At 67.2% G+C, this 12398-nt stretch carries 11 protein-coding genes; 4 read left to right on the top strand and 7 right to left on the bottom strand.

The genetic code is table 11. The annotated features are described in order from the left end of the window. The first annotated feature begins 335 nt into the window (after positions 1-335). Positions 336-1451: a glycerophosphodiester phosphodiesterase gene (locus QRO91_RS08215; RefSeq protein ID WP_100443733.1), complete on the top strand. Its 1116-nt coding sequence runs from the start codon at positions 336-338 to the stop codon at positions 1449-1451. Positions 1452-1591: 140 nt separating this feature from the next. Here QRO91_RS08215 and QRO91_RS08220 read toward each other — a convergent pair whose 3' ends face one another. After that, on the bottom strand, positions 1592-2362 hold the full coding sequence (locus tag QRO91_RS08220; protein ID WP_049429190.1) for a rhomboid family intramembrane serine protease: 771 nt from the start codon (positions 2360-2362) through the stop codon (positions 1592-1594). A gap of 105 nt (positions 2363-2467) precedes the next feature. After that, positions 2468-3430, bottom strand: coding sequence for a TerC family protein (locus QRO91_RS08225; RefSeq protein WP_010487446.1), 963 nt, complete (start codon positions 3428-3430; stop codon positions 2468-2470). 320 nt (positions 3431-3750) lie between these two features. Between QRO91_RS08225 and QRO91_RS08230 the strand changes: the two genes are divergently transcribed. Both QRO91_RS08230 and QRO91_RS08235 read left to right on the top strand, forming a co-directional pair. After that, positions 3751-4920, top strand: a complete 1170-nt coding sequence (locus QRO91_RS08230) for a class I SAM-dependent rRNA methyltransferase (protein WP_010487449.1) — start codon at positions 3751-3753, stop codon at positions 4918-4920. A gap of 138 nt (positions 4921-5058) precedes the next feature. Further along, entirely contained in the window at positions 5059-6294 is a 1236-nt protein-coding gene (locus tag QRO91_RS08235) for a dipeptidase (protein ID WP_049429191.1), read from the top strand. 126 nt (positions 6295-6420) lie between these two features. Here the strand turns inward: QRO91_RS08235 and QRO91_RS08240 are convergent, their stop codons facing one another. From QRO91_RS08240 to QRO91_RS08250, 3 genes are all read right to left on the bottom strand, one after another. After that, the gene (locus QRO91_RS08240) at positions 6421-7848 is read right to left on the bottom strand and encodes an amino acid permease (RefSeq protein WP_197650266.1); all 1428 of its coding nucleotides are present in this window, start codon (positions 7846-7848) and stop codon (positions 6421-6423) included. Between the two features lie 158 nt (positions 7849-8006). Next, on the bottom strand, positions 8007-8426 hold the full coding sequence (locus QRO91_RS08245) for a hypothetical protein (RefSeq protein WP_197650267.1): 420 nt from the start codon (positions 8424-8426) through the stop codon (positions 8007-8009). 57 nt (positions 8427-8483) lie between these two features. Further along, a complete protein-coding gene (locus QRO91_RS08250; RefSeq protein WP_404830249.1) occupies positions 8484-9554 on the bottom strand; it encodes an aldo/keto reductase in 1071 nt (356 codons plus the stop codon). A 112-nt stretch (positions 9555-9666) separates the two neighbouring features. Here QRO91_RS08250 and QRO91_RS08255 point away from each other — a divergent pair, with 112 nt between their 5' ends. Then, positions 9667-10569 (top strand): LysR family transcriptional regulator, encoded by a 903-nt coding sequence (locus QRO91_RS08255; protein ID WP_049429195.1) that lies wholly within the window; start codon positions 9667-9669, stop codon positions 10567-10569. 148 nt (positions 10570-10717) lie between these two features. On the opposite strand, the gene leuE is transcribed toward QRO91_RS08255, so the two are convergent. Further along, positions 10718-11347: a leucine efflux protein LeuE gene (gene leuE, locus QRO91_RS08260; protein ID WP_049429196.1), complete on the bottom strand. Its 630-nt coding sequence runs from the start codon at positions 11345-11347 to the stop codon at positions 10718-10720. A gap of 14 nt (positions 11348-11361) precedes the next feature. Then, entirely contained in the window at positions 11362-12333 is a 972-nt protein-coding gene (locus tag QRO91_RS08265; RefSeq protein WP_065428073.1) for a LysR family transcriptional regulator, read from the bottom strand. Positions 12334-12398 lie beyond the last annotated feature (65 nt).

A 12398-nucleotide genomic window follows, 5' to 3' on the forward strand; every position in this document is an offset into this window, starting at 1 on the left:
CGCCCGCCCTCGTTGGTGCGGAGCTAACCCGAAAAGAAACACGAACCGCCCCCCCTTCGCCAGCTGGCGAACAACAACGTGCAAGGGCCGCGCGCGACGGTCCCCCGGCCGAATCCGCCCCGGTCCAAATACACCGGCAAATGGCGCCCCTAGACCGTGGTGGGATGGTACTTGCCCGGTTGGTGAAGGGGAAATAAACTGTGGTCCCGCCCCATGGGGGGGGGGTTCAGCCGGGCGCCCGACATGGGGCGCGCCTCTACAGGTGCACGCTTCCCCCGCCTGTCACATTGCCGCCTCATACTGACGCCCATCACATACCGCTTGGGGAAGTCGCAGTGAAGTCGTGGGGTTGTGCGTTGCTGTTGTCGCTGGCCGTGGCACCATCGGTGGCCATGAGTGCTGAATCCTCCACCCCGGCCGCGCCCAAGGTGTCGGTCTACGGCCATCGCGGCGCAAGCGCGCTGCTGCCCGAGCACACCCTGGCGGCCTACGCCCAGGCCATCGCCGACGGCGCCGACTACATCGAGCCGGACCTGGTGATGACCAGGGACGGGGTGATGGTGGCCCGCCACGAGAACGAGATCAGCGGCACTACCGACGTGGCCTCGCATCCCGAGTTCGCCAGTCGCCGCACCAGCAAGGTCATCGATGGGCAGAAGGTCGATGGCTGGTTCACCGAAGACTTCACCCTGGCCGAGCTGAAGACCCTGTACGCGCGGGAGCGCCTGCCGGAGCTGCGCAGCACCGCCTACGACGGCCAGTTCCGCATCGCCAGCCTGGACGAGATCCTGGCCTTCCTGGTCCAGCAGGCCGGGCGCGCCAACCGCGGCATCGGCCTGGTGCCGGAGATCAAGCACCCGACCTACTTCCAGTCGATCGGCCTGCCGATGGAAGACAAGCTGCTGGCCGCGCTGCGCGGCAACGCCTATACCAACGTCGGCCCGGTCACCATCCAGTCGTTCGAGATCGCCAACCTGCGTTACCTGCGCGGCAAGATCCCGCGTGGCAGCAACATCCGCCTGCTGCAGCTGCTGTGGAAGGGCGATACCCAGCCGGCCGACATCGCCAAGGCTGGTGGAAAGCTGACCTACGCGCAGATGATGACCCCGGCCGGGCTGAAGGACATCGCCGGCTACGCCGACAGCATCGGTCCGGAGTTGCGCTCGATCATTCCGCTGGATGCCAAGGGTGCACTGGGCACGCCGACTTCGCTGGTGCGCGATGCGCATGCGGTGGGGCTGATGGTGATCCCGTATACCTTCCGCCCGGAGAACCATTTCCAGGCCAGCAACCTGCGCAAGGGCGCCGACAACGCGCGCAATGCCGAGGGATCGATCGCCGAAATGCGTGCCTACCTGGCCACCGGCATCGATGCGTTCTTCACCGATGACCCGGCGCTGGGCCGGCAGGCGGTGGATGGAATGGGCGCGGCGGGTAGCGCGGCGGACTGACCCGCGCTGGTCCGCGTGCTCTGGTAGTTGCCAACCTTGGTTGGCATGCAGCAGGAGCGCCGACCAAGGTCGGCCACTACCGGGTCATGAAGATGCCGGATGGGGTCAGAGCCCCTTCGGGGATCCGACCCCGTCACCGATCAACCGCGCGGCTCGTCCGGGCGGCGGAACGGAATCACCACGTAGTCCTGTCCTTCGCGCGGCTGCCACAGCACCGGCACGCGCTGCGGTGACGGCGGCTCCAGCTCGTCGTCGGCCAGCGGCTCGACCTCGTCCTCCTCGTCTTCCCAGCTGTAGCGCTGGCGCGGCGGCAGCGGGTCGGCGTTGCGGAACAGCAGCGCGGCGATGATGCCGGCGAAGGCGCCGCCCATGTGCGACTGCCAGGACACGCCGTCGGCGTGCGGCAGGACGGTCATCAGCATGCCGCCGTAGAACAGCATGCCGATCAGGCCGGTGGCGATTGCCGCGCGGTCGCGGCGCAGCAGGCCCAGGCTGGCCAGCAGGAACATCAGGCCATGGGTCACGCCACTGGCGCCCAGGTGCACGCTGCCGGGGTTGCCCAGCATCCACGCACCGAGGCCCGAGCCCAGCCATAGCAGGGGCAGCGCGCGTACGGTGGCTTTCGGATACACGCTGCCGGCCAGGGTGCCCAGGATCAGGATGGCGATGCTGTTGGCGGCGATATGCTCGACCGAGGCATGCAGCATCGGGCCACCGATGAGGCCGAGCAGGCCCTTCGCTTCCAGTGGCGCCACGGCCCAGGGCCGCCAGTCGAAGGTGCCCTGCAGGGCGAACACGGCCACCAGCATCAGCACGGCGGCCAGGCTGACATTGAACGCCCGCAGGATGCGCGAGCGGTCATTGCGAGGGGCCGGTACGTCGCCGGCGGGCAGGGGCGCGTTGTTGTCCATACCCCAGCAATGGCGGTGAGTGGCGCGAAACCAAGGCCACCGCAGCGGGAGAGTGGAAACGGCCGGCGGGACAATCCCACCGGCCGCGCCGTTCAACGGTCAGGCTCAGGCCTGGCCTTCGCCTTCCTTCGGCGGGTACTTCAGGCTCAGCACCACGGTGGCGGCGATGATCACCGCCACCACGCCCAGCGACACCGGGGTCGGGATCTTGAACAGGTCGATGATCATCATCTTGATGCCGATGAAGCCCAGCACCAGTGCCAGCCCGTACGGCAGCAGGTGGAAGCGGTCGGCCATGCCGGCCAGCAGGAAGAACATCGCGCGCAGGCCCAGCACTGCAAACACGTTGGAGGTGAGCACGATGAACGGGTCGGTGGTGATCGCGAAGATCGCCGGGATGCTGTCCACGGCGAAGATCACGTCGGTGACCGCGATCAGGATCAGCACGGCAAACAGCGGGGTGAACCAGCGCACGCCGTCGCGCTTCACGCTCAGTGCGTTGCCGGCGTAGTCCGGCAGCAGGCGCAGGTGCTTGCGCATCCAGCGCAGCGCGGGATTGGTTTCCAGATCAGGCTCCTGGCCGGCGGCGAACCACATCTTCCAGCCGGTGAACAGCAGGAAGGCGCCGAACACGTAGAGCAGCCAATGGAACTGGCTGATCAGCACGCTGCCAGCGAAGATCATGATCGTACGCAGCACGATCGCACCCAGGATGCCGATGATCAGCACCTTCTGGCGCTGCTCCTCCGGCACCGCGAAGTAGCTCATGATCATCAGGAAGACAAAGATGTTGTCGACCGCCAGCGCCTTCTCGACCAGGTAACCGGTCAGGAATTCGAGGCCGACCTTGTTGGCCACGACCTGGCCGGCGGTCTCATTCAGGTAGTACCAGAGGCCGGCGTTGAACAGCAGGGCCAGCGCGACCCAGCCGATCGACCACCACAGGGCCTCCTTGAAGGTGACCTTGTGCGGTCCACCATGGCGCATCAACACGAGGTCGACCAGCAGGGCGATGACCACCACCGCTGCGAAGCCGCCCCACAACCACACGTTACCGATCGTCTGCATTGGGAATGTCCGTTGGAAAGATGAATGCCAGGCCGGACGGCGAGGATCTGCAACGGAGGATCGGGAGGGGGATCCAGGGACAGAGCTTCGCCAGTACGGCGAAGGTCTCGCTCGCAGTCCCAGTCGGCTGGAACTGCCGTTGCACCGGAGCCTGCGGGCTCGAAATGACGGCGACAACGTCTGGGAGCTACTCCCCTTCTGGCGCCGATTCTGCCGTCTGGGCGGGCTGCCGTCAAATGGGGCCCGGGCGGGGCGGGAACCCCAATGGAGTCAGAGCCCCTGCGGGGATCCGACCCCGGCGGCCGGTTTACAATAGGTGGATGAATACCCCCCTTCCGATTGTCCGCCTCAAGAATGCGTGGCGTTCCAGCCACCCGTGGATCTTCCAGAAACTGGTCGAGAAGCCGACCGTCCGGCCCAAGCCCGGTTCCATCGTCGACGTGGTCGGCATCGATGGTGAGTTCATTGGCCGCGGGTTCTACAACGGGCACTCGCGCATCGCCGTGCGCATCCTCGAAACCGACCAGAACGTGCCGGTCGATGCCGGCTGGTTCTCGCGCAAGATCGCCCAAGCGGTGTCGCTGCGCCGTGAGGTGCTGAAGCTGGACGCGGTGTCCGACGCCTGGCGCGTGGTGCACAGCGAAGGCGACGGCCTGTCCGGCCTGGTGGTCGACCGCTACGGCGACCTGGTGGTGGTCGAGTTCTTCGCCGCCGGCATGTTCCGCCACCGCGAGTGGATCTACGACGCCCTGCGCGAGCAGTTCCCGGGTTGCCGCTTCCACAGCTTCGCCGACGAGCACGTGCAGAAGCAGGAAAGTTTCGACTTCCACGGCAACACCACCACCGAAGCGTCGGTGATCACCGAGTACGGCATCAAGTTCCGCGCCGACCCGGCCGGTGCGCACAAGACCGGCTTCTTCGCCGACCAGCGCGAGAACCGCGAGTGGCTGAGCCAGCAGGTGGAAGGCAAGAGCGTGCTGGACCTGTGCTGCAACACCGGCGGTTTCGCCGTGTATGCGGCGGCGCGTGGCGCTTCGGAAGTGGTCGGCATCGACATCGATGAAGACGTCATCCAGATCGCCAAGGGCAATTCGCGCCTGAACAACGTGCGCCCGAAGTTCGTGCAGTCCGACATCTTCCCGTGGCTGCGCGATGCCGCCAACCGTGGCGAGCAGTACGACGTGGTGATCCTGGACCCGGCGAAGATGACCCGCGACCGCGACCAGGTGATCACTGCGCTGAAGAAGTACCTGGACATGAACAAGCTGGCGCTGGGCGTGGTGAAGCCGGGCGGCCTGTTCGCCACGTTCTCCTGCACCGGCCTGGTGGCCGAGGACCAGTTCCTCGACATGCTGCGCCGCGCGGCCTATTTCTCCGGCCGCACGATCCAGATCCTGAAGGTGGCTGGCGCCGGTCCGGACCATCCGTTCATGGCCCACGTGCAGGAATCGCGTTACCTGAAGGCCGTGTTCTGCCGCGTGGTGGATTGACCGCGGGACGCTGTAGAGCCGAGCCCATGCTCGGCTGATCTGCCTGACAGCCTCAAGATCCGCCGGGCGTGGCCCGGCGCTACCCAATGCGCGGCCGCAGCGCTATGGTCGGGCTCTTCCCAATGCCGGTGAGAGCCCATGCCATCGTTGCGTCGTCTGTCCGTTGTGCTTGCCCTGGCGCTGAGTGCGCCGCTGTCCGCCCATGCCATCGAGTTCAGCGCGCAGGAGCTGGCGCGGGCCAAGGCCCTGCAGCAACGCCTGGTCACCCTCGACAGCCATCTGGATACGCCGGCCAATTTCGGCCGCGCCGGCTTCGACATCGAACAGCGCCACGACCGCAACGCGCTCTCGCAGGTGGACTACCCGCGCATGGTCGAAGGCGCGCTGGACGGCGGTTTCTGGGCGATCTACACCGACCAGGGCGACCGCACCGCCGCCGCCCATCTGGCCGAGCGTGACCACGGCCTGCAGCGGCTGCTGGAGATCCGCGAAATGCTGGCCGCCAATCCCGAGCGTTTCGCGCTGGCATTGACCGCCGATGACGCGGCGCGGATCAAGGCCGCCGGCAAGCGCGTGGTCTACATCAGCATGGAAAATGCCAGCCCGCTGGTGGCTGACCCGAGCCTGCTCTCGTTCTACCACCGCGCCGGCCTGCGCCTGCTCAGCACCGTGCATTTCGCCAACAACGAGTTCGCCGATTCGGCCACCGACCCCAAGGGCGCGGAATGGAAAGGCCTGAGCCCGGCCGGCAAGGACCTGGTGCGGCAAGCGGTGAAGCTGGGCATCGTGATCGACCAGTCGCATGCGTCGGACGCGGTGTTCGATGACCTGCTGGCGATGATGCAGGTGCCGTTCGTGCTCTCGCACAGCTCGGCCAAGGCGATCTACAACCACCCGCGCAACCTCGACGATGCGCGCCTGCGCAAGCTGGCCAAGGCCGGTGGCGTGATCCAGGTGAATGCCTATGGCGGTTACCTGATCGACACCGCGAAGACGCCCGAGCGCAAGCAGGCCGAAGAAGCGCTCAGCAAGCAGCTGGGCGGCTGGGAAGGCATGGGCATCGAGCAGGGTGTGGCTCTGCTCAACGCCGAACAGGCGCTGGACCATGAGCACCCGGTGCGCCATGCCAGCCTGGACGACTTCTTCGCCCACTTCGAGCACATCCTCAAGGTGGTCGGCCCGGAACATGTGGGCATCGGCCTGGACTGGGATGGCGGCGGTGGCCTGAGCGATCTGCCCGATGTCAGCCAGCTGCCGAAGATCACCGCGTGGCTGCTGCGCAAGGGCTATACCGAGCAGCAGATTGCCGGCATCTGGGGCGGCAACCTGCTGCGGGTGATGCGCCAGGCGCAGGAGTACGCCGCTGCTCCGTAGAGTCGAGCGGCGCTCGACTGCGCCTTTGTAGAGTCGAGCCATGCTCGACTGCTTTCGATAGGCACCCCGTGAGCCGAGCATGGCTCGACTCTACAGAGGAGCGCCGGGCCATGCCCGGCGGCCTCCTTACTTCGCGATCAACGCGTGGCGGCGGCTGTACAGGAAGTACAGCACCAGGCCGACCACGTTCCACACCAGGAAGTACAGCTGGGTGGTGTGCGGCAGGCTGATGAACAGGTAGATGCAGCCGAGCGCGGCCAGCGGACCGACCACAAAGGCCAGCGGCGTGCGGAAGGTACGCGCACGGTCGGGTTCGCGCAGGCGCAGCACCACCAGGCAGATGCCCACCGCGGTGAACGCGGCCAGGGTGCCGGCGTTGGCCAGTGCCGCGATCTCGTCCAGGCGCGCCACGCCGGCCAGCGCCGACACCACCACGGCGGTAAACAGCGTGGTCGCCACCGGTGTGCCGGTGCGGGCGTTGACCTTGGACAGGCCACGCGGCAGCAGGCCATCGCGGCTCATCACGAAGAAGATGCGGCTCTGGCCGTACAGGAAGGCCAGCAGCACGGTTGGCAGCGCGATGATCGCGATCACGCCGATCACCATTGCCGCGGTCGGATGGCCGAGCTGGCGCATGATCAGCGCCAGCGGCTCGGCACTGTGGCCGAACACGGCGTAGCTCATCGCACCAACGGCGGCGAGCGCGACCAGCACGTAGACGATGGTGCAACCGATCATCGAACCGATGATGCCGATCGAAAGGTCGCGGCCCGGGTTCTTGGTTTCCTCCGCAGCAGTGGAGATCGCATCGAAGCCGTAGAAGGCGAAGAAGATGATTGCCGCTGCCGCCATCACGCCGTGCTCGACGCCATCGGGGCCCATCGACTTGGCGAAGCCGTACGGCATGAACGGCTGCAGGTTGTTGCTGTCGAAGGCGGGCAGGGCCACCGCCACGAAGATGGCCAGCGCGATCAGCTTGAACACCACCAGGATGGCGTTGAGGGTGGCGCTTTCCTTGGTGCCGGCCATCAGCATACCGGCTACCAGCCAGGTGATGATGATCGCCGGCAGGTTGATCATGCCGCCTTCCACGTGCGGGCCGGCGGCCAGCCAGGCCGGCAGGTGCACGTTCCAGCCGAACTGGGTGTGGACCCATTCGAGGAAGCCGACGAAGTAGCCGGACCAGCCCACCGCCACCGTACTCACCACCAGCGAGTACTCCAGGATCAGGCTCCAGCCCACCACCCAGGCGAATACCTCGCCCAGCGCGCTGTAGCTGTAGGTGTAGGCACTGCCGGCGGCCGGCATCATCGTCGACAGTTCGGCGTAGGACAGTGCCGCGCAGGCGCAGACCGCACCGGCAATCGCGAAGGAGATCAGAACGGCCGGGCCGGCCAGGTTGGCACCCACGCCGATCAGCGTGTAGATGCCGGTACCGACGATGGCGCCGATGCCCAGCGCGATCAGGTGTGGCCAGCTGAGCGTCGGGATCAGGCGCCTGCCGGCTTCATGGACGGTGACGGAATCTAGGGACTTGCGCCGGAACAGGGACATGCAGGCCTCGGAAGGGGTGACTAAGAACGACAAGTCCCCGAGTGTGACCGAACGCAGCGCAGCATTACCACTGACGCGGGTCATACCCGACACGCCGCGCGCTGCACCGCGAGCAGGCTGCCGGAATCGGCATAAAGGGCCGTAAGCCCGGTACCGCCTCAGGGGGGGCTGGGCCAGTGGCAGCCGTCTTCCTGCCAGGCTTCGGGGTCGTCGTGGAAGGTGGTGGTGCGGCCGTCGCGGGCGCGTTCGTAGCGCAGATCCAGCACCAGGGCACCCTGCGTGCTCAGCAGGTAACGGCCGTTGAGGCGGCCATCGACATGCTCTTCCCAGACGCTGTCGAACTGGTAGGGGCGATCTTCGGCCAGCACCGTGGTCTCCATCGAAACCCGGCGCAGCGGCAGGCGATCGCGGTGGCCCGCGTAGCGCACGTCGGACTGGCCGTCCTCCAGCCAGCGCCATTCCAGGTGGATGCTGTCATTGCGACCACCGGTCAGGCAGCGATGGTCCTGCACGGTGGTGCCAGAGGCGGTGCCGGCGAGCAGCAGCAAGGGCAGGGTACAGCGAGCCAACCGGGCCATCCACGCGCGTCCATTCGGCAGGGAAGGCCAGCATAGCGCGCCCTCCCTGCCAGGGCCTCAGCGCCCGAGGGCGCGCAGACGGGTGCCGCCGCTCATCAGCATTCTTGGCAATGGCATCTGCAGGAAATCGTGTGGGAACGAAGGCGCCACCGCACTGATCGCATCAAGACGAGCCAGGGCATCGGCCGGCAGCACCAGTTGCAGCGCGGCCAGGTTGTGCTCGAACTGCGCAAGGGTACGGGCGCCGATGATCGGCAGCGCGCCGGTACCGGGGCGCTGCAGCAACCAGGCCAGTGCCACCTGCGCAGGCGAATGCGAAAGAGCGGCGGCGATCAACCCGACTTCCTCGGCAATCTGCAGCGAACGTGGGGTCAATGCACCATTGATCAGGGCGACATTGCGGCGTGAGCCACCCGGTGAGGCATCGAGGGCATCGCCCTGGGCCAGGTCGGCGGCGCTGTATTTGCCGGTCAGCACGCCACTGCCCAGCGGCGACCACGCCACCACGCCCAACCCAAGCGTATCGGCCATCGGCAGCAGTTCGTGCTCGACGCTGCGCTGGATCAGGCTGTACTCGATCTGCAGCGCCACCAACGGTGCCCAGCCGCGCAGGTCGGCCAGGGTCTGCATGCGCGCGATCTGCCAGGCCGGCGTGTCCGAGATGCCGGCGTAGAGCACCTTGCCGCTGCGGACCAGGTCGTCGAAGCCGCGCATCACCTCGTCCACGCCGGTGGTGTCGTCCCAGGCATGCAGGTACAGCAGGTCCAGGTAGTCGGTACCCAGCCGGCGCAGGCTGTCCTCCACCGAGCGCAGCATGCTCTTGCGGTGGTTGCCGGCATTGTTCGGGTCGCCGGGTACGGTGGCCAGCGTGTACTTGCTGGCGATCACCAGCCGGTCGCGCTGGCCCTGGGCGAAGCGTCCGAGCAGGGTCTCGGCGCTGCCATTGGTGTAGTTGTTCGCGGTATCGATGAAATTGCCGCCGCGTTCGACGTAGCTGTCGAAGATGCGGCGGGCCTCGGCTTCGTCCGCGCCCCAGCCCCAGTCGGCACCGAAGGTCATCGTACCCAGTGCCAACGGGCTGACGCGAAGGCCGGAGCGGCCAAGCAGGCGGTAGTGGTCCAGCGACATGTGGGGCTCTCTCACAGGAAGGCGGCTGCACCGCCGGGAGCCACAGCATCCGTCGCCCGATCCTGTGGATAAACTGGAAGGAACCGGACTCACCATGAAGAGTGGCTTCACAATGGATCCCTCCGCACCGTTGTCGGCGGTGGTTGCCTTCGTCCACGTCGCCGACCATGCCAGCTTTACCCGCGCCGCCGATGCGCTGGGGGTCTCCACCTCGGCGCTGTCGCAGAGCGTGCGCGCGCTGGAAGCGCGGATGGGCGTGCGCCTGCTGCAGCGGACGACGCGCCGGGTTGGCCTGACCGAACACGGTGCGCGCTTCCTCGCACATGTACGCGGCGGGCTGGCACAGATCGAATCGGCGTTCGCCGATCTCGACAGCGTGCGCGCGGTCCCGGCCGGGAAGCTGCGCATCACCCTGCCACGCATCGTTGCCGAGCGCCGGGTGCTGCCCACACTGCCTGCGTTCCTGGCGCGCTACCCGCAGGTGGAGGTGGAACTGTGCGTCGAGCCGGCGCTGACCGATCTGGTGGCTGAGGGCTTCGATGCTGGCATCCGCCTGGGTGAATCACTGGCGCGCGGCATGATCGCGGTGCCGATCGGGCCGCCGGAGCGACAGGTGGTGGTGGCCACGCCGGATTACTTCGCGCGGCATGGCATCCCGGCCAGCCCGCATGATCTGCAGGGGTATCCGTGCATCGTCCACCGTCGTGCCAATGGCCGGTTGATGCCGTGGGAGTTCAGCCGGGATGGCCACGATCTGGAGGTGGACGTGACCGGCCGCCTGGTGTTCAACGATGCCGAACTGGCCTACGCCGCCGTGCTGGCCGGGCTGGGCATGGCACAGGGGTTCGCCTCGCTGGTAGCCGATGATCTGGTGGCCGGGCGCCTGCAGGCGGTGCTGGACGACTGGCAGCCGCCCTTTGCCGGCTTTCATCTGTACTACCCGGCACGCGAGCACATGGCACCGAAACTGCGGGTGTTCATCGACCATCTGCGTGCCGAAATGCACGGCCGGTAGAGGACAACCCTGGTTGGCAGACGGCCTCTGGGACCATGAACGCCGGTGGCGCCAGCGCCACCAAGGCCGGCGACTACCGGATCCCGCGCTCTGGTAGAGGCCAACCTTGGTTGGTCGACGCGGCGTCAGAGCCTGCTCGACGGCGGTATCAGCCGTTCAACCCCAGCCGGATGCCGAACCCCACCAGGAACAGGCCGGCCACCCGGCGCAGCGCATCGCTGATGCGCGGATGCTGGATCAACCGGCGGCGGGCCAGGTTGCCGACCCCGATCAGCATCGAGCAGTAGGCGATGCTGACCACCAGGATGATGCCGGCCAGCGCGGCGAAGGTGGCGATGCCCTGGTGTGCCTTGGGATCGATGAACAACGGCAGGAAGGCCATGTAGAACAGGATTGCCTTCGGGTTGAGCAGGCTGACCAGGATCGCCTGCTGGAAGTAGCGGCCGGGCTGCATGCGGATCGGACCGGCGTCGCCGCCCTCGTGCCTGGGCGTGCGCAGCAGGCTGATGCCCACCCACACCAGGTAGGCCGCACCCAGGTACTGCACGGCATGGAACACCAGCGGATTGGCTTTGAGCAGCGCAGCCACGCCGGCCAGCGCCAGCCACATCAGGATCTGGTCACCGACCAGCAGGCCGGCCAGTGCCGTGTAGCCACCGCGCACGCCGCCTCGGCCGGTGGCGGTCAGCAGGGTGAAGGTGCCGGGGCCGGGCAGGGCGAGGAACACCAGCACGGCGACCAGAAACGTCCACAGGTCCTGGATGCCCATCCACGGCATGGCGGTGTTCTCTTTTACGGAGGGCCGTCATTGTCGGCCAGCACCGGGGCGGGCGACAGGGGGCTGGTGAGTCCATCGGGCATGCCAGACAGCAGCGGTTGCAGGTGCTGGCGCAGCTGCGCGTGCAGCTGCCGCACCGCCGGCGAGAACTGCTTGCGATGCGGGCACACCAGCTGCAGCGGAATGTGGCTGCCAACGCCATCGAGCAGCAGCTGCAGGCGGCCGGCCAGCACGTCTTCGCGCAGGTCCAGCCAGGATTTGTAGGTGATGCCTTCGCCGGCCACCGCCCAGCGCCGCACCACGTCGGCGTCGTCGCAGACCAGCGGGCCGCGCACCGGGATCACGGTGCGGCGCCCGTCGACCTCGAACGACCAGCGATCGTAGGCGCGGCCACTGAGCTGGTAGACCAGGCAATCGTGCTCGCGCAGTTCGTCCAGGCGCACGGGCGTGCCCCGTCGCCGCAGGTAATCGGGCGAAGCCGCGAGTACACGGCGGTTGCCTTCGAGCAGGGGCAGGGCCACGTAGTTGGCGTCGTCGAAGTGGCCGATGCGGATTGCCACATCGACCGGATCGCGGAACACGTCAGCTACCTCATCGGACAGCTGCAGGTGCAGGCGCAGCCGTGGATGGGCGGCTCGGAACGCGGTCAGCCACGGCAGCAGCAGGTTGCGACCGAAGTCCGATGGCGCCGACAGCTGCAGCGTGCCGTGCAGTTCGGCGTCCTCGCCCTGCACGCGGGCCCGACCTTCGCGCAGGGTAGCCAGCACCTCCTGCGCATACGGCAGGTACAGCGCGCCCTCACCGGTCAGGCGCAGGCTGCGGGTGGTGCGCACGAACAGGCGCAGGTCCAGTTCGCGCTCCAGCCGCGCCACGGCGGCAGCGACCTGGCCGGGCAACAGGTCGGCCTCGCGCGCGGCCTGCGAGAAGCTGCCCAGTGCGGCCGTGCGGACGAACAACTGCAGATCGTCGAAGCGGATCATCTTCATTGCCAGAGTGAAAGTGCTGCCCGATTCTGCGCCTTTCTGAGCGGCCTTGCGCGGCGCAACCTGTC

Source organism: Stenotrophomonas maltophilia group sp. Smal32 (assembly GCF_030237085.1).
GTDB lineage: Bacteria > Pseudomonadota > Gammaproteobacteria > Xanthomonadales > Xanthomonadaceae > Stenotrophomonas > Stenotrophomonas maltophilia_Q.

Coding starts and splice junctions, on each gene's coding strand:
- QRO91_RS08220 (WP_049429190.1), bottom strand. CDS start 2,362: ATGGACAACAACGCGCCCCTGCCCGCCGGCGACGTACCGGCCCCTCGC.
- QRO91_RS08225 (WP_010487446.1), bottom strand. CDS start 3,430: ATGCAGACGATCGGTAACGTGTGGTTGTGGGGCGGCTTCGCAGCGGTG.
- QRO91_RS08230 (WP_010487449.1), top strand. CDS start 3,751: ATGAATACCCCCCTTCCGATTGTCCGCCTCAAGAATGCGTGGCGTTCC.
- QRO91_RS08235 (WP_049429191.1), top strand. CDS start 5,059: ATGCCATCGTTGCGTCGTCTGTCCGTTGTGCTTGCCCTGGCGCTGAGT.
- QRO91_RS08240 (WP_197650266.1), bottom strand. CDS start 7,848: ATGTCCCTGTTCCGGCGCAAGTCCCTAGATTCCGTCACCGTCCATGAA.
- QRO91_RS08245 (WP_197650267.1), bottom strand. CDS start 8,426: ATGGCCCGGTTGGCTCGCTGTACCCTGCCCTTGCTGCTGCTCGCCGGC.
- QRO91_RS08250 (WP_404830249.1), bottom strand. CDS start 9,554: ATGTCGCTGGACCACTACCGCCTGCTTGGCCGCTCCGGCCTTCGCGTC.
- QRO91_RS08255 (WP_049429195.1), top strand. CDS start 9,667: ATGGATCCCTCCGCACCGTTGTCGGCGGTGGTTGCCTTCGTCCACGTC.
- leuE (WP_049429196.1), bottom strand. CDS start 11,347: ATGCCGTGGATGGGCATCCAGGACCTGTGGACGTTTCTGGTCGCCGTG.
- QRO91_RS08265 (WP_065428073.1), bottom strand. CDS start 12,333: ATGAAGATGATCCGCTTCGACGATCTGCAGTTGTTCGTCCGCACGGCC.